General features: G+C 36.4%; 22 protein-coding genes. 10 read left to right on the top strand and 12 right to left on the bottom strand.

Annotation, left to right across the window (positions count from 1 at the left end):
* Positions 1-349: 349 nt before the first annotated feature.
* Positions 350-1,444 (bottom strand): arginine N-succinyltransferase, encoded by a 1,095-nt coding sequence (astA, locus tag R5R67_RS08660; RefSeq protein WP_000972690.1) that lies wholly within the window; start codon positions 1,442-1,444, stop codon positions 350-352.
* Positions 1,441-2,676, bottom strand: coding sequence for an aspartate aminotransferase family protein (locus R5R67_RS08655; RefSeq protein ID WP_001058625.1), 1,236 nt, complete (start codon positions 2,674-2,676; stop codon positions 1,441-1,443). The genes astA and R5R67_RS08655 overlap by 4 nt, the downstream gene beginning before the upstream one ends.
* Before the next feature lie 135 nt (positions 2,677-2,811).
* Here R5R67_RS08655 and R5R67_RS08650 point away from each other — a divergent pair, with 135 nt between their 5' ends.
* The 9 genes from R5R67_RS08650 to R5R67_RS08610 all read left to right on the top strand — a co-directional run bounded on the left by R5R67_RS08650 (position 2,812) and on the right by R5R67_RS08610 (position 12,571).
* Entirely contained in the window at positions 2,812-3,234 is a 423-nt protein-coding gene (locus tag R5R67_RS08650; protein WP_002001056.1) for an Lrp/AsnC family transcriptional regulator, read from the top strand.
* Positions 3,235-3,552: 318 nt separating this feature from the next.
* On the top strand, positions 3,553-4,983 hold the full coding sequence (locus tag R5R67_RS08645; RefSeq protein WP_001140777.1) for a gamma-aminobutyraldehyde dehydrogenase: 1,431 nt from the start codon (positions 3,553-3,555) through the stop codon (positions 4,981-4,983).
* Positions 4,984-5,011: 28 nt separating this feature from the next.
* Positions 5,012-5,782, top strand: coding sequence for a nuclear transport factor 2 family protein (locus tag R5R67_RS08640; RefSeq protein ID WP_001041177.1), 771 nt, complete (start codon positions 5,012-5,014; stop codon positions 5,780-5,782).
* 59 nt (positions 5,783-5,841) lie between these two features.
* A complete protein-coding gene (locus R5R67_RS08635) occupies positions 5,842-6,561 on the top strand; it encodes a FadR/GntR family transcriptional regulator (protein WP_001277435.1) in 720 nt (239 codons plus the stop codon).
* 65 nt (positions 6,562-6,626) lie between these two features.
* Positions 6,627-7,334 carry a cache domain-containing protein gene (locus R5R67_RS08630; protein WP_000191919.1) on the top strand — a complete coding sequence of 236 codons (708 nt, stop codon included), beginning with the start codon at positions 6,627-6,629 and terminating at the stop codon, positions 7,332-7,334.
* Between the two features lie 194 nt (positions 7,335-7,528).
* Positions 7,529-8,860 carry an APC family permease gene (locus tag R5R67_RS08625; RefSeq protein WP_000428073.1) on the top strand — a complete coding sequence of 444 codons (1,332 nt, stop codon included), beginning with the start codon at positions 7,529-7,531 and terminating at the stop codon, positions 8,858-8,860.
* A 19-nt stretch (positions 8,861-8,879) separates the two neighbouring features.
* Positions 8,880-10,325 (top strand): NAD(P)/FAD-dependent oxidoreductase, encoded by a 1,446-nt coding sequence (locus R5R67_RS08620; RefSeq protein ID WP_000691969.1) that lies wholly within the window; start codon positions 8,880-8,882, stop codon positions 10,323-10,325.
* Positions 10,326-10,471: 146 nt separating this feature from the next.
* Positions 10,472-11,830, top strand: coding sequence for an amino acid permease (locus R5R67_RS08615; RefSeq protein WP_072688624.1), 1,359 nt, complete (start codon positions 10,472-10,474; stop codon positions 11,828-11,830).
* A gap of 381 nt (positions 11,831-12,211) precedes the next feature.
* On the top strand, positions 12,212-12,571 hold the full coding sequence (locus tag R5R67_RS08610) for a hypothetical protein (protein WP_000416092.1): 360 nt from the start codon (positions 12,212-12,214) through the stop codon (positions 12,569-12,571).
* Between the two features lie 143 nt (positions 12,572-12,714).
* Here the strand turns inward: R5R67_RS08610 and R5R67_RS08605 are convergent, their stop codons facing one another.
* The 3 genes from R5R67_RS08605 to R5R67_RS08595 are packed head-to-tail and all read right to left on the bottom strand — an operon-like array spanning position 12,715 to position 14,446.
* Positions 12,715-13,392: a DUF799 domain-containing protein gene (locus tag R5R67_RS08605; RefSeq protein ID WP_000592254.1), complete on the bottom strand. Its 678-nt coding sequence runs from the start codon at positions 13,390-13,392 to the stop codon at positions 12,715-12,717.
* Complete coding sequence (locus R5R67_RS08600) at positions 13,389-13,757, bottom strand: DUF4810 domain-containing protein (protein WP_000721818.1); 369 nt, start codon at positions 13,755-13,757, stop codon at positions 13,389-13,391. The genes R5R67_RS08605 and R5R67_RS08600 overlap by 4 nt, the downstream gene beginning before the upstream one ends.
* Before the next feature lie 17 nt (positions 13,758-13,774).
* Complete coding sequence (locus tag R5R67_RS08595) at positions 13,775-14,446, bottom strand: CsgG/HfaB family protein (protein WP_000721904.1); 672 nt, start codon at positions 14,444-14,446, stop codon at positions 13,775-13,777.
* Positions 14,447-14,745: 299 nt separating this feature from the next.
* On the opposite strand from R5R67_RS08595, the gene R5R67_RS08590 reads away from it, so the two are divergent.
* Entirely contained in the window at positions 14,746-15,216 is a 471-nt protein-coding gene (locus R5R67_RS08590; RefSeq protein WP_000735016.1) for a hypothetical protein, read from the top strand.
* 140 nt (positions 15,217-15,356) lie between these two features.
* Here the strand turns inward: R5R67_RS08590 and R5R67_RS08585 are convergent, their stop codons facing one another.
* From R5R67_RS08585 to R5R67_RS08555, 7 genes are all read right to left on the bottom strand, one after another.
* The gene (locus R5R67_RS08585) at positions 15,357-15,899 is read right to left on the bottom strand and encodes a TetR/AcrR family transcriptional regulator (protein WP_002061309.1); all 543 of its coding nucleotides are present in this window, start codon (positions 15,897-15,899) and stop codon (positions 15,357-15,359) included.
* 754 nt (positions 15,900-16,653) lie between these two features.
* Positions 16,654-17,913: a ParB/Srx family N-terminal domain-containing protein gene (locus R5R67_RS08580; RefSeq protein ID WP_001170206.1), complete on the bottom strand. Its 1,260-nt coding sequence runs from the start codon at positions 17,911-17,913 to the stop codon at positions 16,654-16,656.
* A 95-nt stretch (positions 17,914-18,008) separates the two neighbouring features.
* A complete protein-coding gene (locus tag R5R67_RS08575) occupies positions 18,009-18,305 on the bottom strand; it encodes a hypothetical protein (protein WP_000543064.1) in 297 nt (98 codons plus the stop codon).
* A gap of 27 nt (positions 18,306-18,332) precedes the next feature.
* Positions 18,333-19,085 (bottom strand): barstar family protein, encoded by a 753-nt coding sequence (locus R5R67_RS08570; protein WP_000093650.1) that lies wholly within the window; start codon positions 19,083-19,085, stop codon positions 18,333-18,335.
* A 48-nt stretch (positions 19,086-19,133) separates the two neighbouring features.
* Complete coding sequence (locus R5R67_RS08565) at positions 19,134-19,904, bottom strand: hypothetical protein (RefSeq protein ID WP_000462448.1); 771 nt, start codon at positions 19,902-19,904, stop codon at positions 19,134-19,136.
* A 90-nt stretch (positions 19,905-19,994) separates the two neighbouring features.
* Positions 19,995-20,441, bottom strand: coding sequence for a DUF6334 family protein (locus R5R67_RS08560; protein ID WP_000250737.1), 447 nt, complete (start codon positions 20,439-20,441; stop codon positions 19,995-19,997).
* Positions 20,442-20,693: 252 nt separating this feature from the next.
* Positions 20,694-21,572: a MetQ/NlpA family ABC transporter substrate-binding protein gene (locus R5R67_RS08555; protein WP_000732871.1), complete on the bottom strand. Its 879-nt coding sequence runs from the start codon at positions 21,570-21,572 to the stop codon at positions 20,694-20,696.
* Positions 21,573-22,012 lie beyond the last annotated feature (440 nt).

Raw genomic sequence — 22,012 nt, 5'->3', positions numbered from 1 at the left:
AATAAATTATATGATTATTAATTTAGTCCATTAAACCATTCTAAAAATATTATTAAATCACTTAAGACCTTATAAATTCCTTTTTAAAAGCTATCACCTATAACAATAAAAATTATTCATCATTCCTTTCCTTCATTATTATATTAGCCTGCATTTAAAAATATAATTTTGAAAAATTCTTAAAATATATAAATTAATTACACATTTTATTGAATTATCTTTTATATAATAAAACAGGCTAATTAATCCCAGCTCAGCGAGCAAGATTGTATTTATCCATATACCCATCTTGCGCTAGCGATAATATAGTATTCCTTCTTAAATTTGGTGAAATGTATAGTATTTCTGTTTAATTAACAGCCATTCGCAAATGTTCTGTTTCTTTAAGTTTGTTCACTATCTGTGGGTTCGAGTCCTGTTTAACATGGACGCTTAACACACGGACTAAACCACCATTTTCAACATTTAATTGTTTTGCTTGTGCTTTTGTTATTTGCAATGACTCCTGATAAGGTGTGCCGAATACAAGAATTGCTCGATAATTTTCATAGTTATCGTTGGCCACAATATAGGGTTCATCACCTGAACTAAGAGGAATAGACTCTACAACTTGTACAGTTAAAATCTGGCTTTCTTTAATTGCTCGTAAATTTTCAATATCTGCTTGCAGCGTTGCACCACCATCAAAAATATCTATATAGCCTTTGTAGCGCAGTCCTTCTTCAAGCAAGAGATTGTAGGCTGGTCGAGTATTGGGATGAACAATACCAATCGCGGCTTTAGCATCATCAGGCAGCATATCAACATAGAGTGGATGTCTCGGCATCAACTCAGCAATAAAAGCCTTTTGTCCCACCCCACTCAAATAATCGGCTTTGGTAAATTCAATATTAAAAAACTTATGGCCTACCGCATTCCAAAATGGTGACTGCCCATTTGCATCAGAGTATCCACGCATTTCGGCAACAATCGTTTCTTCAAAATATTGGCGAAAGGCAGAGAGAAACAAGAAACGGACTTTAGATAAAAATTTGCCATTTTTATTTAAGCGATAGTCAGGATCTAAAAATAAAGTACAAAGCTCACTACAGTTAGTATGATCATTACTCAAATACAAAGTAGGTAAAGCGTTATAAACACTTAAGGGTTCTGAAGCGTGAACTTGGGTTCCTACATGGAAATTGTACCAAGGCTCTTTTAAACCAAGAGCGACTTCAATACCGCAAACGCCAACAACTTTGTTGAGTTCAGTATCTTCTAAAACAAATAAGTAAACCTGATCTGCCTTTGGGAGTTCGCCTGCGACTGTCTTACACGCCCGTTCAATACGTGCAGCCAACTTTTCCATATTTGGCTGCAAAGATGTCAAACCAAAACCTGCTTTTTGCGCCAACAGGTAAAGGTCATTAACATCCCTAGGTTCAATGTAGCGAATAATCATCATGCTGCTTGTTCATCCTTTTGAATTTCCACAAAGCGAGCAAGCGCACGTTCAAAGCGTTTTAAGCCCTCATCAATATCAGCAAATGGAACGATTAAAGAAGGTGTAAAACGGACTACATTTGGACCAGCTATAAGACTCAGTAAACCTTCTTCACCCGCAAGGTTATTAATATCTTTTGCTTTACCAGCAAACTCGTCTTTTAAAACACATCCGAGCAATAAACCACTGCCACGAATTGCTTTAAAGACTTCATATTTTTCATTTAATTGATTTAAAGCTTTTTTATAGTAGTCGTGACGCTCTTTAACGCCATTCAGCACTTCAGGCGTATTAATAAACTCAAAGACTGCCCCTGCAACCGCACTTGCTAACGGATTACCACCATAAGTCGTACCATGTGTACCTACAGAAAAATGCGGAGCAAACTTATCAGTTGTTAACATTGCACCGACCGGGAAACCACCGCCCAAGGCTTTTGCAGTAGTCAGTACATCCGGAATCACACCGTAATTCATGTAGGCATAAAGTGCACCGGTACGGCCAACACCCGTTTGTACTTCATCAAAAATAAGTAAGGCACCAAACTGATCACACAGTTCACGTAAACCTTTTAAAAATTCGATATCAGCTGGAATAACCCCGCCCTCACCTTGTACAGGCTCTACAATTACTGCACAAGTTTGTTCATTTATGACTGCTTTAGCCGCTTCTAAATCATTATAAGCAACATGGCTAATACCGTTTGGAAGTGGTGCAAAGTCTTGTGAATATTTTGGTTGGCCACCTGCTGAAACGGTAAATAAGGTACGGCCGTGGAAAGCATTGTTAAATGCCACAATGCCACTTTTACCTGCAACACCGCTGTCGAGTCCAACTTTACGCGCAAGTTTTAATGCTGCTTCATTCGCTTCAGCACCTGAGTTACAGAAGAATACTTTATCGGCAAATGTATTTTCAGTGAGTTGTTTAGCAAGGCGTAGTACTGGTTCATTGGTATAACCATTACCGACGTGCCAAAGTTTTTTTGCTTGTTCTGTTAACGCATTGACTGCCACTGGATGCGTATGACCTAATGCATTTACTGCAATCCCGCCTGCAAAATCGATATATTCTTTATTTTCTTGATCCCAAATACGTGAACCTTCACCACGTACCGGAATGAAATTTGCCGGTGCAAATACTGGAACCATCCACTCGTTAAAGTCACCACGAGAAACTGCAAAATTATTCATCTTATCTAGTCCATTAAATTGAATTATTCGGGTTAACTGATGACCTTATTATTCAAAATCAAATTGATTCACAAAATTTGTAATTCAGTAAAAAATGAATTATTTTTTACCAATCTGATAATTGACAATTACATTATGGACAATATTGATCAAATTATTTTAGGTTTACTTAAAGATAACGCACGGATGTCTGTAACCGAATTAGCCGAAAAAGTTCACGTCTCAAGAGCAACGATTAAAAAGAGAATGGAGTATCTTGAATCTTCGGGCATTATTACCGGATATACGGTTCGTTTTAAACCAAATGCGGAACGAAATGTCATTCGTGCATGGATGAGCATTATGGTCGAAGGCACCAAAGCGCAGTCTGTGATTAAAGAACTACGCCTAGAAAGTGCGGTTGAATGTCTGCATAAAACTAACGGTAAATGGGATATTCTGGTTGAGCTACGTTCCGACACTTTAGAAAACTTCGATAAAGTATTAGAGAGAATTAGAAATATTTCAGGTATTTATAACAGTGAAACTAGTATTTTACTTGCTAGCCATAAGACCTAATCACTGCGTTCAAACTTAAATTAAACATGGGGTGAGCCAACTTACGGCTGAGCTCATCCATTCCCTTTCATTCAAAAATTTCTCTATGGCCGCTCGTTAAATCTAAAAGTGCCATCCTCATGATGAACCTATTCTAACAATCCTCAATAAATTTTTAATTTTTTTAAATAATCAAAATCAAAAACTTAAAATCTAATTTGATTTAAATTCCCACTTTTTCACTCACTCCCCTCATCAAAGCATTTGACAGAAAATTTAAAACATAATACATATAGTATTATATGTTATATGTTAAAACCTAAGGACAAGGTATAAAAAATGGCTAAAACTCAACTACAACACTTCATTAACGGCGAATATGTTGCTAGCAAAGGAAATGATTTCTTCGATTTGGTAAGCCCAGTCACTGGTGAAGTCTATGCACAATCGCCAAATGCGACCGAGGCAGAAGTTGATGCAGCTTATGCTGCTGCAAAAGAAGCATTTAAAATTTGGGGACGTAGTACACCTTCGACTCGTCAAAAAGCATTACTTAACTTGGCAGATGCCATTGAAGCAAATGCCGACCGTTTGATTGAAGCGCAAAGCCGCAATACAGGTCAGTTAAAACATTTAATTGCATCTGAAGAAGTAGGTGCATCGGCAGATCAAGTTCGTTTCTTTGCAGGCGCTGCCCGCTTACTCGATGGCACAGCAACTGGCGAATATTTAGAAGGTTTAACTTCTTCTATTCGTCGTGAACCAGTCGGTGTGGTTGGTCAGGTTACGCCTTGGAACTATCCACTCATGATGGCGGTTTGGAAAATTGCTCCAGCTTTAGCCGCAGGTAATACTGTCGTATTAAAACCAAGTGACACAACTCCTGAAAGTACCCTTTTACTTGCAGAAATTGCTGCACCATTTTTTCCGAAAGGTGCATTTAACGTAGTGTTAGGCCAAGCGCAAGTCGGTTCAAAAGTTGTATCACACAAAACCCCTGCTCTTGTTTCAATTACCGGTTCAGTTCGTGCCGGATTACAAGTTGCTGCTTCTGCTGCGGCAAATTTAGCAAAAGCCCATCTTGAACTTGGCGGTAAAGCACCTGTACTGGTTTTTGAAGATGCCGACCTCGACAAAGCAGTTGAAATGATTGCTTTAACGGGCTATTTCAACGCAGGGCAAGACTGTACTGCGGCAACGCGTGTGATTGTGGCTGAATCTGTTCATGATGAATTTTTAAGCAAGTTAATTGAAGCTGCAAAAAATACCCGTTTTGGCGATCCAGATGATCAAGACGCGCTTTATGGTCCACTTAACAATGCCAATCAATTAAAGAATGTTAAAGCGTTTATCGACAACTTACCTGCTCACGCCAAAGTTGAAACAGGCGGAAAACAGGCAGACCGCCCAGGCTTCTATTTTGAACCGACTGTTATTAGTGGCCTAAAACAACATGATGAAGCTATTCAAAATGAAATTTTTGGACCAGTGATTACCGTTCAGAAATTTACCGATGAAAATGATGCCATTGAAAAAGCCAACGATGTTGAATATGGCCTAGCTTCAAGTGTTTGGACCAAAGACCATGCTCGTGCAACACGCCTATCACGTGAACTTGATTTCGGTACAGTTTGGATTAATACCCATATTCCTTTAACCGCGGAAATGCCACATGGCGGCTTCAAAAAGTCAGGATATGGTAAAGATTTATCTGGTTACGGTTTTGAAGAATATACCCGTGTTAAACATGTGATGAGTTCAAACGAATAATAACAATGCGTTTTGAAAGGAGATCAAAATGAATAAGCAAGAAATGAAAGACTTGGTGACTAAAGCCCATCACGAACTCTTTAATTTGCATGACACCACTGCTCTAGACCGTTATTTTTCTGAAGACTTTATAGAGCACTCACCACTCGTTGCAAATGGTATTTCAGGTCTTCGTCAATTGGTAGAAGATTGTCCCGATATGCAACACGAAGCTGTACGTGTACTAGCAGATGGTGACTTGGTTGCAATTCATGGCCGCTTTCAAGGCTTAGATGAAAACCCATTGGTTGGGTTTGATATCTACCGAGTAAAAGACGGCAAAATTGTCGAGCATTGGGACGGCCTTGTGGCAGAAGCTGCACCGAATGTAAGCGGTAGAACTCAACTAGATGGTCCGACTGAAATCGTAACTCACCATGACCCAGAGAAAAACCGCGAGATTGTGACGTCTTTCTTCAAGAAGTCATTAATCGATGGAAATTATGAAGCCTTTAAAGAATATACCGACGGCGATCAGTTCATTCAACATAGTCCAGATATTGGTGATGGCGTTAAAGCTGTGATTGATTTTTTGAACAATATCCGTAATGAAGGACAAGGTTTGGTATACTCAAAAACGCATCGCTCCATTGCTGATGGTCAATTTGTATTGACACATTCCGAAGGCAGTATTGCCGGAAATCGACATGCCTATTTTGAACTATGGCGTGTAGATAATGGCAAAATTGTTGAACTTTGGGATGCAATACCTGCTGTGCCTGAAGATGAACAGGCTGTCCATGGTTATGGCGTGTTTTAATAATTATTTATCCGCTTCATTAAGCTAAGTCTTTTGACTTAGCTTTTAGAGAATTCGCCATGTCAGCATATACGATAATTTTTGCACCTATTGCTCAAGCAACTCGTTCGGAACAAGTTGTAGAACGCTTGGAAAATGCAATTATCTCTGGTTTGCTCAAAAGCAATGAACAACTTCCTAATGAAGCAGACTTAGCACGCTTAATGGGAGTTTCACCAATTACTGTTCGTGAAGCATTAAATACTTTACGCGTAAAGGGTTTAATTGATACACGTCGCGGAAGAAATGGTGGAAGTTTTGTTTGTGAGCTACCTTCGGATTTACTTTTAAATCAACATCCTTTGCGCCAAGCTTCAAATGAGTATCTTGCCGATTTAGGCGAGTTTCACAGTGCAATTTTAAGTCATAGTGCCTATCTGGCCGCTCAAAGAACAACTGAATATGAACTTAATAAAATCAAAGAGTTAATTGATCAATTTGAACGAGCCGTTGAAGCAGATACACGTGCACAGCTTGATTTACGTTGTTTACTCACACTCACCTCATTTGCCCAATCTTCAAGACTGGCAAATCAGGAACTCACGATTCAGGCTGAATGGGCTCCGCTCATTGCCGTGCTTTATCAAGATGATGATTTTCACCGTGAAGTTGTAAAGCAATATCACCATCTTTTGTCGTCTTTTATTGACAACAATGAAAATGAAGCTGTTATTCAAGCCAGAAAAATAGTTTCAATGCTCACTGACCAAATGCTTCGATATAAGTTATCGAGTGAATAAAAATAAGAAATAAGATGGCTTATCAATACACAAGTTAGGAATATGGAATTTTAGGAGTTATAGGAATGACCCAACATTTAGATGTAGAAGAGCTTCAAAATTTGTTAAAGACGGTGGTTGACGAAACAACCTCTATCACGGAAACACTCGCAAGTAAAGCAAGTAAAATTCTGTCAAAACACGCTTCTGAAAAAAATGCAGATATTAAGCTTTCAACTTCAGAACGCGCTGCTTTGCAGAAAGAAATTAAAAAAGCACTCTCTCAGAGCCATTATAGTCAAGGTACGGGTTTTGCAAGTTATAGTCCGGCAACTCAAGATGAGCAAGACTATTGGACGCTAGAATGGTGGTATAAAAAAGAAGATCAATTACAACAAGCGAAACTTGAAAACTACCAAAATGCGCAGCGCTTTTTAGATTTCCGCTCATTTGAGTGGTTCCATAAACCTGCAAAAAATAAAAGTCCATGCATACATGGTCCTTATGTGGATTATATTTGCAATGGAGCCTATACCATTACCATTGCTCACCCTGTCATGATTCATGACCATTTTATCGGTGTCATTGCGACCGATATTTTAGTTTCGGCCCTTGAAAAACTACTTATGCCAAAACTCAAAAACATTAAGCAAAAGGCGGTCATTATGAATGATTCATCTCGAGTCATTACTTCAAATGACATTAGCATCAGAACCGGGACATTATTTAAAGATAAGACTGATCAACAGTTTTTCTCGCAACCCTGTCAGTCTTTCCAGTTGGTTGTCATCTAAAAAGCAAAGAATATTGGCCTTTTATTCCCGCTTTAGTGTACCACCAAGGTGATATAGCACTTTAAGCCCTAGCTGTTGTTCAAACTTTCTTCAAACAGACTTGTTTATTCAGGTCTAGGGGAAGTTTTGGCCTAAAAATAGCATCGCCTTTCTGGATGAAAAGCAAAAACAACGAAATTTGAGGTTGAAAAGACATGGAAAATAAAGCGTCTTCCTTAAAAAAATTATCGCTATGGCAAGTGACAATTATTGGTATTGCCTATATGACCCCCATGACGGTTTTTGATACTTTCGGTATTGTTTCCGGAATTACCAACGGGCATGTCCCTCTCGCATATTTACTTGCTTTAGGTGCTATGTTGCTTACCGCTTGGAGCTACGCAAGGTTTAGTCAAAATTCGGAAAAATCAGGCTCAGCCTATAGTTATACTGCCGAAAGCTTAGGACCCAAAAGTGGCTTTTTTGTCGGTTGGTGCTCTCTACTCGACTATCTGTTATTACCGCTCATCAATGTATTACTGGCAGCAATTTATCTCACCGCACTAATTCCAAGTTTGCCTTATTGGTTTTGGGTGCTGGTATCGGCGGGCCTTGTGACTTTAGTCAACTGTTTCCGTATTCGGTTACTTGCCAACTTAAGTCTCGTGTTTGTGTTCGCACCCATTATCCTCATGGTTATTTTTGTATATTTAGTGGTCCGGGGTATTGGCTCTACTCAAGGTTACGAACATGTACTTACCTTGGCTCCGCTATGGCATGGTCAACAATCACTGTTACCACTTGTTGCTGGGGCCTCAGTTCTATGCTTTTCATTCTTAGGTTTTGATGCGGTCACCACCCTTTCAAATGAAACCAAACAACCCACCAAAAATATTCCCCGTGCAGTCATGTTAACCACACTTGCTGGCGGAGCTATTTTCTTCACAGCCGCTTGGTTTATTCAGCTTTATTTTCCAAACAATGTCCGTTTTCACCATCCTTCAGAAGCGTTACCAGAAATTGTGCTTTATGTCGGTGGTGCTTTGTTTCAGTCCATCTTCTTATGCGGACAAATTATGAACACTGTCGCCTCTGGCCTTGCCTCACATGCCAGTGCTTCGCGTTTACTGTATATAATGGGTACCGACAATATTTTCCCTAAAAAGTATTTTGGAACCATCCATAGCTCTTTAGGCACACCCTTTTTCTCGGTTTTATTTGTCGGGCTTATTTCAATGTCGGCTATTTTCTTAGATTTAGCTCAAGTTGTCAGTCTGATCAGTTTTGGTGCGCTCGTTGCGTTTACAGCCGTAAACTTCTCAGTTTTTATGAAATTTTATATTAAAGATAAGCAACGTTCAGGTTTTAAAAATAAATTTCTAAACCTATTTTTACCGCTGTTATCGGTCATCAGCATTATTTGTTTATGGCTCAATCTCGACTCGTCTTCACTGACTTTTGGATGTTTCTGGTTGGCTTTAGGCATTCTCCTATTCATTTATAAAACGATTAAAAAACAAAGTATTGCAATTAGTAATGCTTATTAATTTTTTAAGGAACTTCGTCATGAAAATTATTTCTAAACCTCAACTTTTAAAAGATGTGGAATACAAACCAAGTCAGTCTTTACAAGTGGGTAAAGAATGGAGCTGGTTAAATCCAAAACATACAAAATTTGACGCAACCACGGTTAATGGCACTTCGGTAGATAACCCAGCAAACTACTATGAAAGTTCCCTCTCGAATTGGCATACATTTGACAGTTTAAATGCTGACATCGAGTGTGATGTAGTGGTTATTGGTGGTGGCTTATTAGGTTCATCAACTGCCTTACATTTAGCTGAACAAGGTGTAGATACGGTTTTATTAGAAAAAAATCGTATTGGTAGTGCAGCTTCAGGTCGAAATGGTGGACAACTCACCCCAGGTTTAGCACGTTGGGAAGCTCAAGAAATGGCCGATCGACTCAGCTACGAAGATGCCAAAAAGCTATGGCATTTTACTTCTACTGAAGCGATGCAACTAATTGATGATATCTCGGAAAAATACCAACTCAACTTTGACCGAAAATACGGCCATATTACTGCCGCCGTTCATGAAGGTCATTTGGTTGGCTTAACACAAGGTGCCGATGCCCGAAAATACTTAGGTGAAGACCACACCCGTATTGTGGGTAAACACGAACTCATGGACTATATTAAGTCTGACTACTATACAGGTGGTTTAATTGATGAGTTAGGTGGACAAATCCATCCGTTGGCTTTAAACCGTGGCTTAATTTATGGCTTTTGCCAAAACGGCGGCTCTGTGTATGAGCAAACAGAAGTTATTTCAATAGAAGAAAAAGCAGATGGTATTTATGTTCACACAGCAAATGCAGTCGTAAAAGCTAAAAAGTCTGTGGTTTTAGCAGTACACCATGCTTCATTTAAACTTTTATCTGAACAGAACAATACCACTATTCCGTTTTACACCTATGTTGCGACCACCGCTCCTTTAGAGCTTGATACCAAAGAGCTTCTGCCATTTGGACATCCTGTTTATGACACTCAGTTCCAGATTGATTACTACCGCCCTGTCTTTAATAACCGTTTACTGTTTGGTGGACAAGGTACTGGAACATGTTGGGGACCAGAGAAAACTCTAAATTATCTAGAGCATCGAATTCATACCGTATTCCCGCAAATTAAAAATCTAGAGATGGATTTCGTCTGGAGTGGAACTACTGATTTAACGGTAAATGGTGCAGTCGATAGCCGTAAGTTTGGCAACAAGCTCCCTATTTATGCTGTTCACGGCTGGAGCGGTCATGGCGTAGCACAGACAGTACGTATTGGTAAAGCCATCGCAAATGACTTTGTTGGTCAATCGAATGACTTTGAAATGTTATCTAGAATTGACCATCAAAATATTATTTTTGGCCGTACCCTTGCCCCTGTCGTTATTCCACTGGCTAAAAGTATGTATGGCATCGGCGCAATGATTAACCCAGGCAAAATGGTATCTTTCTAATTTATAAAAACGTCATTTTTCTAAAAAAGGATTCGTACAGGTTTGTGCGAATCTTTTTATATAAGCGCAATATTACTTTTCAAACTAGGTTATCCCTATCCAATCCATTACAATAACGCCGGCTTCTTTATTCAGCGCATAGTATTTTGAGTAACTCATCTTCCCAACTAAAACGTGGACTTAAAAATCGTCACATCCAGTTAATCGCTATGGGTGGTGCTGTGGGCACAGGACTATTTTTAGGCTCGGCACAAGTCATTCAGTCTGCTGGTCCTTCAATCATTTTGGGTTATGCCATTGTCGGTTTGGTTGCATTTTTAATCATGCGCCAAATGGGTGAAATGATTGTCGAAGAACCTGTAGTCGGTTCTTTTAGTTACTTTGCACAAAAATACTGGGGAAGATTTCCCGGTTTTTTATCGGGCTGGAATTATTGGGTAGTGTACATTTTGGTTGCCATGACCGAGCTTACCGCCGTGGCTAAATATGTACATTATTGGTGGCCTCATATCCCTGCTTGGGTTTCAGTTTTATTTTTCTTTGTGCTGGTCACCTGCTTGAACTTAGGCAATGTTAAATTTTATGGCGAATCTGAATTTTGGTTAGCTATTATTAAGGTGGCTGCGGTCATTTCAATGATTGTGTTTGGCTTATATTTACTGCTTACCGCAGGTAATGACTCTATAGCTAGCTTTTCAAACCTATGGCAGCATGGCGGATTTTTCCCTCATGAGTTCTCGGGCCTATTTTATATGCTCGCTTTTTTAATGTTTGCCTTTGGTGGTATTGAACTCATTGGAATGACGGCAGCTGAAGCTGAAAACCCTGAAAAAAGTATTCCACAAGCCATTAACCAAGTTATTTTTCGAATCTTAATTTTTTACGTGGCTTCGCTGGCAATTATTATGTCGCTTATTCCATGGAATCAACTGGACCTCGGCGGTTTAGATAAGAGTCCATTTGTCATGATTTTTAGCCAACTGGGCATTGGTTGGGCGGCACATTTACTTAACTTTATTATTTTAACTGCTGCCCTTTCTGTTTATAACAGTGGGATGTATGCCAATAGCCGTATGTTGTACGGGCTAGCAGTTCAAGGCAACGCACCTAAAGTTTTTGCAAAAGTAAGCAAACAAGGTGTACCTACATCCGCGGTTATCTTTTCTTCTATTTTGATTTTTGGGTGTGTATTACTTAACTATTTCATACCAGAAGAAGCTTTAAGCTATCTTATGTACATGGCTGTAGCAGCTTTGGTTTTAAACTGGGCAATTATTAGTTTTACCCATTTAAAATTTAAACGTTCGATGAAGCTTGAAAATAAAATTGCTAAATTTCCTGCACTATTTTCACCTCTGAGTAACTATGTCGTTTTGACTTTTATTGGCATGATTTTATATATCATGTGGACTCAAGGCTTTGAAAAGTCGGTAATTCTCATTCCAATCTGGATTGCTTTTATGTTTGGCCTATATACAATTTTGAGTTGGAAAAAATCACTCTAATCTTCAAACAAGGCTTATTTAAACAGAATAAGCCTTTGTTATTTTAGCCTTTACAAACGATTTGCCTTCAGAACAAACCAATCATGCCATATGCCTATTTCTAATTTAATTCACAATAATTAATTCTGAGATATTTTATGTATTCTTTATTCATTCTAAAACAAGCAATTAGGTCGTACTCAACAGATCATGATTAAAATACAAGTGTTTACATGATCTATAATTATTTGTGCTTATGTTCAGCTAAAATCGAGGCTGACAAAGTATATTGTTGCGATGCCCTTCTAGGAAAAAGACACTTCATCTAACCCAGTGCTTTACCCACTTATAGATTTCGCTCTATTTACTGCGTCGCTCAATGATGAAAGACAGGAAAATTTTATGGAAAAAACACTGCAATGTCCGAAATGTGGTTCTACAGAAATTGAAACACGTGATCATGACAAATTACTTAAAACCACTGGCGGTGTTTTATTAACAGCTGCAGGTACTACGGCAGGTACTGTAGGCGGCGCCGCAACTGGTGCTACTGTAGGGGCAGCGATTGGTACTGTTGCCGGACCATTAGGTGTAATTGTTGGTGGAACTGTAGGAACATTTGTCGGTGCAATCAGTGCAGGCATTACTGGCGGTGTGGTAGGTAATATTTTTGGTAAAAAAGCAGGCGTAATGATTGATAAAAATATATTTCAGGACTATCGCTGCTTGAAATGTAAATACCGTTTTAAACAGAAGAAATAATATGATTTCAATTGAATTAAGCAGATAAAATCAGTTTCTTAACTGTCTATTCTGCTTAGTTCAAAGTTTTTATAGAAGTGCTCCACATAGCAAATATATGAAGCAACTTATTTAAGAAATTAAGAAACTAGCTTGAGTTTAATTTACTTAGCTACGCCATCTTGTTGAAATTTAGGTGAACGTGGTCCGTATAATAACCCCATACCTGGATTATAATTAGTCGGGGTAAACAGTTGAGTATTGACCATACTTGCTAATGGATAAGCTCTATCATTAAAGCTGCCAGCAATCTGTTCAACTAAAGCCCCAACGACCATCCCTATTAAACCCGCATTACCATCACTACTCGCTTGAACAAGTTTTTTCTCACCTGTCCAAATCACATCTCCCGTTTTCAAATCAACAAGTTTTGCATCTGCACTTACTGTAGCAACACTTTGAATGACTTGATATTTAGAGCCATATTCTTTAATTCGAATATAGAGAGCAGCATCTGCGCCAAAAATTTCTTGTAATTTCTGAGGTGAAATAGACTGAGCATCGTTGCCATTAGTAACGCCATTCTCTTTAAACATGTTGTCTACAACAGAGATTGGAAAAACATAATAGCCAGCTTCTGCTACAGGTGCCACCACGGTAGGCCAATAACTATAGGTCGCTTTTACATCAGGTGAATCATTGACTGGTGGCAATACCAAAATTGACTTTGGCATATGGGCTTTATAGGCCGTAATATCTTTATTAGGTGGTGCAGTAACTGCACATCCTGTAAATGCAAGGCTAGAAATGACCAAGCTGGCAATGAGAAGTTTCTTAATCATGATTTTGCATTCCCACCATTCGCATTCATTTTTTGCAATAAGCGATCCATTAAAACGGTAGATTCTGGATATACTTGACGTTCAAGTTGGAAATACTCGATTGCTTTTTGAGAATTATTTTCTTGTAAATACAATAATCCTAAATGAGCATATAACCCCGGTGGTACAGCTAGGCCCTTACCTTTGGTTTTTTCAATCTCTGCTTCTAATTTTGTGATCTGCGTATTTGGCGTTGCTTTTTCAGGTGCGTTATACATCAAATAGGTTTGATGAGTATAAGTTCCCCAATTGTATAAAGGTTGAGGGCCAGCGGCACAACCCACCAAACTCATCGCAAGAAAACTGCTAAAAAGAATTTTTTTCATCTAACACATATCCAAAATTATTGAATTGACCAACGGTTATTTTGAATATCTGTCACAAGATTATTTACTGCTTCACGAACAGCTAAGTCGAGTACTTTACCATTTAACGTAGAATCGTAAGAAGCTGTAGTACCAAAGCCTAAAACTTCACGTGCGCCTAATGCATATTCACCAGCACCTTGTACCGAATGCACAACTTCTGATGTTTTTACATCAACAATATTTAAATTAACTTTGGCATAAGCAACTTGTTGTTTACCGCGTCCTAAAATACCAAATAACTGTTGATCGCCTACTTCTTTACGACCAAATTCAGAGACATCACCAGTAATAACGTAGCGAGCACCTTTAATAGATTGAGCAGTATTGCTATAACCTACTTCTTGTTTAATTTCTGATAGATTGTCACGATTTAAAACTGAAAAATAGCCAGTTTGCTGTAAATGTGTTTCAAGAATAGTTTTCGCCTGCCCACCTAAACGATCGACATTATCAGAGAAAACACCTCTCATATAACTAGAGCGATTATCAAACTTACCAATAGAAATAGGAGTTTTTACTCCGGTATATTTTGTTGTAGCAGTAGCAGCAGTGACTTGTGGACTTTGTATCGTTCTTGAAGTTTCAGTAGTTGAACAAGCAATTAAACTGAAAGAACACGCCATAGTAATGATTAATATTTTTTTCATGTTTACTCTATAAAGATAAATAAATACAAAGAATACATATTATATACAAAAAGACTATCCAATAAGCGAATAAATTAGGACTCTAATAAAAAATTTACTTAATTCGTTTAAATAATTTTTAAAGAAGCAAAAAATTTATTCTATAGATAGTTAATTATATGAAACCTATTATTAGTAAATTAATTATGGTTTTCCGTGGTATAGAAAAATCTATCTATAATATAAAAATCAGCTACTTACTTTACGCTTTAAAGAAGATATGAAACAATTATGCCCTAATACAACTTCTGAAATTACAAATGAAAAAATTATTACTTTTAAGCTTAGTTAGCATTTTCAGCTCATATAGTTTTGCAGAGGACAATAGCTCGATTTATCGGGGACTTGGTACTGGTCCTGAAGATTTTTTAAAGTTTCAAATTCTTAAACAAAAAGGTTTCCTAGCCAAAAAACCTAATATTTCAAGAGCAGACTATAACGATATATACAAACTCAAAAAACCTTATGAATTTATGGGACAAAACGTTGTACTTATTTCAGATGAATATATGTCTGAATATGTGGGCTGTTGTGTGAGTGAAGGTTGGGGAGCTGTATTTAAGCAAACCACCAATTTAAAATTAATTGAAAAATTTGCAAAAAAGAATCAATGTAATATCGCTCCGATAGAAACCGATAGCACTTACTATGGGTTTAAAATTAGTTCTCTGCCAAAAGGTAATTATTATGAATTATCATGCCGCGAACGTGATTTAGATGAGTCTCAATAAGTCAAAATTAAACTCTGAAAATAAGAGCCAATAATCCTGTTTATCTTAAAATATCAGATCCATATAAACTAAGTGAGCAAGATGCTTTAGAACTACCTTTTTAAAAGCATCTTGTTCCAAAGCACTATTCATCAAGTTATTTAAAAAAACCGCTCCACCACCGCGTCCCTCTCACTCAAACTATTGGTACTTAAAAACCCAAACATCAAACCATCTATTAGATTTAAAACCATATCGGCATCAGGTTTTAAGGCACGAGTTTCCAAACTAAAAATTAGGTCAAAAAGTTCTCGAATTAGCCATTTTCTATACTCGATTGCCATACGGTAAGCCTGAGGATATGTCCCTTTAATTTCAAAAAAGGCTTTAAGTAATAAGTGGTACTGACTATTCAAGTTGACATGTAAAACCACAATTTCCTTGAGCTTATCGGTTGGCATGCAGTAACGGTTTGAGTAAATAATCGCGAGCACTTCTTCTTTCAGCAGGCTTTTTTGAAAGGCGATGCACATTTCAATTAAACCTTCTTTTGAGTGAAAGTAGTTATAGAGCGTAGCTTTCGGAATTTCAGATTTTTTAACAATCAGATCTACACCCGTGGTGTGAAATCCATAGGTGGTAAATAAGTTTATAGCCGTACGAATAACGTGTAATTTTTTGGAAGAGGTTTCTAAATTTGGCATAGTTTTACCGTTATAAATTCTTGTTGTTTCTAAATGAGATACTTTTTTGGGAGAAAAAAAAGGCACAGCAAAGCCATAAAGACTGTGCTTGGCACATCTCAAGTTTTATAGTTAATGCAAGTTTTTTGAGCCGTAATGACTTAAAGCATGAAAACCCTACAGGCTATCAAGCTGCTTTAAATTGTTAAGTTGTGTCGTTATAGCTTTTGGCAAAGGCTGCCAAAAAATAGTGGATGTGCAAAGCCAACTCCTTTTTATTGGGAGTTCTGCCAAAATATTTAAATTATGGTGGCAGAACGAAAGGGGGTTAGCAGACTGGCCGAAAAAACCCAGCACACCCGAAGGTGTCCCCCTCCCGTTCCGCCGTAGAGGGGGCACGAGGGTTCGTCACTAAAAGATTGCTCTTTTAATGCTTTTCGGAACGGTCTGCTAAAACCGACTGGCAATGTGGCCAGCATGCGAAGAATAGTATTCCACCCTCTTGTAGTCAAGCACACAAAATGACATTTGATTTAAATTAGATCATTAAAAAAGTAAGGCTAAATAATCAACAAGTTATTGTTAATTTGAGGTTTATAAAAATAGTGAAAATCTTAATAGCATCTGTAAGACGAAATATTTAGGGCTTAATTAAGAGCAAGATATGGCTTCTTCATTTTTAAATTAACAATTCTATTGTGACTAAATACTAAGAATTTACCCATACAAAAAAGGAGTGAATTTACTCACTCCTTTCTTATTAAATATTCGTGAATTACCAACCCCAACACGTTCCTGTAGCAGGTTTTCCACATAACTTATAATTTACCGCATACCAAATACTTCCACCTGTACGAGGTGTTTTATCTTTCTTAATTTCGTCACGGGTCAAATCTGCAAGATTAGAAATTGAAGTCGCAGTAACAGAACCTTTAGCAGCATTTTTCACAAGCTGTAATGCGCCCAAATCTGCGGCAGTTGAAGTACCATAAATAATATCAGTTGGTTTGGTACTTCCCATCAGTAAGGAATAATCAGCAACCGCTGCCTGATAGCCTGTTGCACTGCCCGATACAGTTAAGTCACTTTTTATTTCAGTAGTTGCCAATACATCTGCAGCACCATACACACTCGCATCGGTATGATAAAAACTTAAAGGATGAACCAGATTATTAGCGATTTGCTTGTTAAACCAATCTTCCCATAAAAACTCAGTATAGTCCGTTGCATTAGCAACTTTGCTATAACCAATATCACGTGTGAAATAGACCAGTGAACGATATGGATTATTTTGCATACCGTCAGGGTTAGTTGCAGATTTCAGGCCTAAGTTTTTAGGTAATTGTTGATATGAAATCGGTTGGTTTTTTCCATCTCTTAACCATGCTTGGCCATTGGCAAGCATTTTCGCCCAAAACTCATCCGCAGTTTTACTATCGCTATAATTCCCAACAACTTTCACCCATACTTTAAGTTGACCACCGCCATCAGGCAGCTCACGGAATTCGGTCATTGTATGATGACCATCGGTCAAATAAAGGCGCCCATCATAACCAACAACAACTGTTTTCAAATCAGCCGTTTCAGTGCCCGGCTGTTCTTGACAGTTAAATGTCTCCAATTGTTTTAAATTGGCCTTTTGTAGGTCTTGCAGACTTGTAAAATCATCACGACCTTTTGCACCAATCGCTTCACAATAATCGCTAAACTTCTTACCAATGGTTTTATTTAAATAAACTAATTGATTGACTGGATCTGCTTGCCAAGTTGGGCGCTGTAAATCACCTTGCCAACGCCCTAATTTATAATAAATTTGATCATAACCAATTGCACCCTGCGTTGGGATCAAATCAGCAATCGTAACTTGAATTACATCATTTGTTTTTGCTGTTAGAAAACGCTGGTCACGGGTAACTGTAGGGGTTGGGGAAACTACTGTAGATTGCTGATCTTGGCTATCATTGCAGGCAGTAATAGCCATCATGCTCGCAACAAGAAATACTAAACTTAGAACTTTATAAGATTTTTTCTGCATGCCTGGAAACTACCCCAATAAATTGGATTATTTTTAATCAACAGAGTTTCATTTAGATGACTAATCGATGTCATTTTGATGAATATAGTTATAGATCAATCCATTAGAGTAACGAAAAAATCGTCAATAATATTATAGTCCATATCAAAAATATTCTTGTAATAGGCTATTTTCAAATTATGCATTGATAAAATATCTATCTTACAAACATAGACCAATACTTCATATAGATCAGTTTCTAGACTAATACTATCTAATTTAAAAACTAGAGAATTAACATCTTCAAATATATCTAAATCATGAGCGTTATTTTCATTAAGAAGCTTTTTTAACTTTTCTATTGAAATATTTTCAATATTAAAATAACTATTAACTAATGTTTTAGCATGCATATTATATACAATACCCTCTATTTAACATTACGTAATATTTAAAGTAGATTTTTCGTTTAAAAGTTCAATTAAGTATTCAAAATCATCAGGGTTATCATAGTTATTAAAAGAATACTTTGTTTCTTCAAAGTACTTCCAAGTAATGTTTAAAGGTACAGTTATACAACCAATCCCACCAGTGAGACTATCCGACAAACCACCAAAACTAGAACCAAAGTAGCCCATCAATCCATTCACTTCCTCACCTATACAGCATAAGAAATCATTAAATGACTTAATATTTCTACCATCTATAACTATTGAACTTACTAGGTCTAGAGGCTTGTACTGTTGAACCCAATGCGAAACTTCTATCCACTTCTTTTTCTCTTCTTCGTTTAAATTACACCAATCTTGTAATCTAAGCTGATTTTTTCGATATTTCTTAATTAAATCAAATTTAAACTCATCAAAATAAGTCTCCTCTTCGCATAAATTTAATATCAATTTATTATCTTTCACTTCAAAAGATTCAATACTAGAACCTAAAACCCCGAAATATTCGTTATTTTCTTTTAAGAAGAATAAATTAATGCCATAGATATCATACTTATACTTTTTACTTTTTTTATCTTTATTTATTTCACCCTCACCAAAAAAACCATGAAAAACAACTTGAGTATCAGTGATTACACAATTTTCTGAAAGATATCCGCTCCAAATAGTTACATCATCATCAAACTCACTAAATTCACTTATTTCAATATAAAAAATATACTCTTCTGTAAGTTCAGAACTCATATAATATTTTCCTCTATCTCTGCTTTATTTTTAAATTTTGATGGGTTACTAATATGAAATTTCTAATGACGAGTATTTTTTTAACACTTCAATAAAATCATCTAAATGATAAAAATCTTCTTTCGACTCGAAATTATCTTTAGAGTACTGAAAATTTATCCATTTAACTTTTAAAGGCAAATCCCGCAGTACATCAGCAAATGCATTAAAGTTATAACCTAAGTATCCTAATACCCCATAAACCTCCTCTCCAAAATAACAATACACATCTTCTTCACACAGTAGGTATTTACCATCAACTGTTATATTTAATGATAAAGGTTCCCCTCTTTCGTTCATTCTAAAATAAGCAAAATCTAACCAGCAATTTTTTTCTAGCTTTGTAAAATTTAGCCATCTCTTTTTACCTATAGTTTCATTTGAAAGACGAATCAATAGCTCTTCTTTCTTTTTAAATTTTTCAAAATCTTCTAAGTTGTTTTTTGTTATAAGATCAAAATCTGGATCAAATTCAATAGAGAGTTCTTCACCATTAAAAGTAAAGTTTTCAGAAAGAATTAAACAATTTGCTATATTATTTTCTTTTAATTCTGTAGTGAGCTTATGCCGAGATTCAATCATTATATAACAATAGCAATAATTATTTTTTCCGAGATAACTATTAAAAATCTCCAAAGACTTTTCAACCTGTTGCAAATTATTAAAATTACTTACTACAACTTTATTATTATCAACGCATATTTTTTCAAAATAAATTTCATCAATAATTTCTTTTTTTTCTTCTTCATAAATGTACTTACATAAGTTTAGTTCAAACAATTTTCGATTGTCCTAATTCTCAGATATATTTATTAAATATCTTATCATATATATCTAATATTGAATAATTTTTATAGATACATGTATGAACTAAATCAGATATGTATCAACTCCTGTTTTTCTTAATTCATATTGCAACCCAGAAGCCAAAGCAACAATCGTTAATACAGCAAAAAATGGATTCCTCTTAGATTCTTTCAATGAATGGTCGTAAAGCATGAGCTTAATCCCATCTGTATATCCTCTTTCATTGACGATAGCGAACATTGTTCCAATTTCTAATCCTTTTAGACTTGATAAATTATCTGAATATCGTTGTTGTATTGCCTTATTTAGTAAGGAAGAGAAGACCTTTAATTCAATTTCATCAAAATTATGATTAACTGTAATAACCCAAAACTTTTTATTAATTTCAAATATTAAACTTTCGACTGGGTCTTCAGAATTGGACTCTCCATCTACAACTAAATAAAGATCATCTATTTTTCGAACTTCATCAATATTTTTAATTGCATCAAAAATATCGCTTTGCACCATATTTTTACCTTATTATCAATTTCCAATTCCAAAAGTTATATATTTAAAAAAAACCACTCTATGAGTAATTTAATTTCTCAGACTATGAATACTAACGCAACAACTAACTTTAAATATCTTCCCTACTTAATTTTCTAATGAAATTAATAAATATTTTATTATAAGAGAGCTTAAGAACAACATTATAAATAAAAAGCTAAGCTCCGATTACCGAAGCTTAGCTTTGAAAAATAATTCTAATTAAAAAATTATTTATTTAATGTCTGCAAATTCAGAAACAGGTTTGTTCACTTCAACTTTTGTGCCACCAAATTTTTCACTCACAAATTTTTGTACTTTAGGTAAGTGGTAAAGTTCACCAAGTTTCGTATAGATCGGGTCATTTTTGTTTGCTTCAGCTACACCCAATAAATTGACATAAAGCTTAGTAGACTGATCGATTGGCTCACGGAAGATTGCGTCTTTCATTACATTGAGGCCACCCTCAAGTGCCAATGTATTACCCAGTACAATCGCATCTACATCGTTTTTAACACGAACCGCGGTTGTCATTTGAATAGGTTTTAATTGTAAGTTTTTAGGGTTTTCAGCAATATCATTCACTGTCCCTTTTACAGGGTCAAAACCTGGTTTAAGTTTAATTAATTTAGCAGACTGCAATAATGTTAATGCACGAGCTTCGTTAGCAGTATCGTTTGGAATTGCAATGGTAGCGCCTTGCGGGAACTCATCAACGGTTTTAACTTTATTTGCATAAATACCCATTGGTTCCAAGTAAGTTGTCGCAACAGCAGCAACTTTAGCTTTATTTGAAGCATTATAAGCTGCCAAATAGTTGAATGACTGGAACGCATTTACATCTTGTTCGCCACTTGCTACAGACGTATTGAGCACAACATAGTCAGTCAAATTGGTTACTTCGAGTTTAATACCCGCTTGAGCAGTTTCAGGAAGTGTTGCCACGTATTTCCATACATCCGTATCAGAACCTGTTGAAACCAATTTAATTGTACGAACCGACTCAGTTTTATCTTTGGCTGCTGCTGTATTTTCAGTTTGTGCAGGCTGTTTATTACATGCAGTCAGTGTCAGTACAGAGGCACTGAACAGTACGCTAAATAATTTTTTCATAAATATATCCTAAAATAGGAAACGCCTACTCTAAATCAGAGCGAGACATTTCCAACCATTGGGTCGAAATGCAATATTTGGCTGGATATAATTTCCAGATATAGGGTTTAGAAGCCTGATTTCAGCATCATTCCTTCCGTGAATTTGCACGCTGAACAATAGAATTATGTTTTGAAACAGTTTCTAAATATGGCCTCATCATATATCAATAAATGAATATTCTACAAATAACTTGTTCGATTCTGATATATAGGCCTCTTATTGCTAAGATATTGAAAATAAAAAACATATTATATAAAGATAGTAATTTTGATTAAAATATATACTCGCTTGATTTATATGAAATTTTCGGCATTTATTAGCAAGATTTAAGCTAAATGAAGTTGTAATTTTTATTTTAAGCATAAAAAAAAAGCCCCTGCTTTTAACAGGAGCTTTTA

The sequence above is a fragment of the Acinetobacter sp. OYA S30 genome (assembly GCF_033599315.1).
Lineage (GTDB): Bacteria > Pseudomonadota > Gammaproteobacteria > Pseudomonadales > Moraxellaceae > Acinetobacter > Acinetobacter baumannii.
Note: the sequence above shows the minus strand (reverse complement) of the source record. Positions and strands in the feature narration are given on the sequence as shown.

What these genes read in the sequence shown, in the direction of transcription:
- astA (WP_000972690.1), bottom strand. Translation starts at nt 1,444, where the DNA reads ATGATGATTATTCGCTACATTGAACCTAGGGATGTTAATGACCTTTAC.
- R5R67_RS08655 (WP_001058625.1), bottom strand. Translation starts at nt 2,676, where the DNA reads ATGAATAATTTTGCAGTTTCTCGTGGTGACTTTAACGAGTGGATGGTT.
- R5R67_RS08650 (WP_002001056.1), top strand. Translation starts at nt 2,812, where the DNA reads ATGGACAATATTGATCAAATTATTTTAGGTTTACTTAAAGATAACGCA.
- R5R67_RS08645 (WP_001140777.1), top strand. Translation starts at nt 3,553, where the DNA reads ATGGCTAAAACTCAACTACAACACTTCATTAACGGCGAATATGTTGCT.
- R5R67_RS08640 (WP_001041177.1), top strand. Translation starts at nt 5,012, where the DNA reads ATGAATAAGCAAGAAATGAAAGACTTGGTGACTAAAGCCCATCACGAA.
- R5R67_RS08635 (WP_001277435.1), top strand. Translation starts at nt 5,842, where the DNA reads ATGTCAGCATATACGATAATTTTTGCACCTATTGCTCAAGCAACTCGT.
- R5R67_RS08630 (WP_000191919.1), top strand. Translation starts at nt 6,627, where the DNA reads ATGACCCAACATTTAGATGTAGAAGAGCTTCAAAATTTGTTAAAGACG.
- R5R67_RS08625 (WP_000428073.1), top strand. Translation starts at nt 7,529, where the DNA reads ATGGAAAATAAAGCGTCTTCCTTAAAAAAATTATCGCTATGGCAAGTG.
- R5R67_RS08620 (WP_000691969.1), top strand. Translation starts at nt 8,880, where the DNA reads ATGAAAATTATTTCTAAACCTCAACTTTTAAAAGATGTGGAATACAAA.
- R5R67_RS08610 (WP_000416092.1), top strand. Translation starts at nt 12,212, where the DNA reads ATGGAAAAAACACTGCAATGTCCGAAATGTGGTTCTACAGAAATTGAA.
- R5R67_RS08605 (WP_000592254.1), bottom strand. Translation starts at nt 13,392, where the DNA reads ATGATTAAGAAACTTCTCATTGCCAGCTTGGTCATTTCTAGCCTTGCA.
- R5R67_RS08600 (WP_000721818.1), bottom strand. Translation starts at nt 13,757, where the DNA reads ATGAAAAAAATTCTTTTTAGCAGTTTTCTTGCGATGAGTTTGGTGGGT.
- R5R67_RS08595 (WP_000721904.1), bottom strand. Translation starts at nt 14,446, where the DNA reads ATGAAAAAAATATTAATCATTACTATGGCGTGTTCTTTCAGTTTAATT.
- R5R67_RS08590 (WP_000735016.1), top strand. Translation starts at nt 14,746, where the DNA reads ATGAAAAAATTATTACTTTTAAGCTTAGTTAGCATTTTCAGCTCATAT.
- R5R67_RS08585 (WP_002061309.1), bottom strand. Translation starts at nt 15,899, where the DNA reads ATGCCAAATTTAGAAACCTCTTCCAAAAAATTACACGTTATTCGTACG.
- R5R67_RS08580 (WP_001170206.1), bottom strand. Translation starts at nt 17,913, where the DNA reads ATGCAGAAAAAATCTTATAAAGTTCTAAGTTTAGTATTTCTTGTTGCG.
- R5R67_RS08575 (WP_000543064.1), bottom strand. Translation starts at nt 18,305, where the DNA reads ATGCATGCTAAAACATTAGTTAATAGTTATTTTAATATTGAAAATATT.
- R5R67_RS08570 (WP_000093650.1), bottom strand. Translation starts at nt 19,085, where the DNA reads ATGAGTTCTGAACTTACAGAAGAGTATATTTTTTATATTGAAATAAGT.
- R5R67_RS08560 (WP_000250737.1), bottom strand. Translation starts at nt 20,441, where the DNA reads ATGGTGCAAAGCGATATTTTTGATGCAATTAAAAATATTGATGAAGTT.
- R5R67_RS08555 (WP_000732871.1), bottom strand. Translation starts at nt 21,572, where the DNA reads ATGAAAAAATTATTTAGCGTACTGTTCAGTGCCTCTGTACTGACACTG.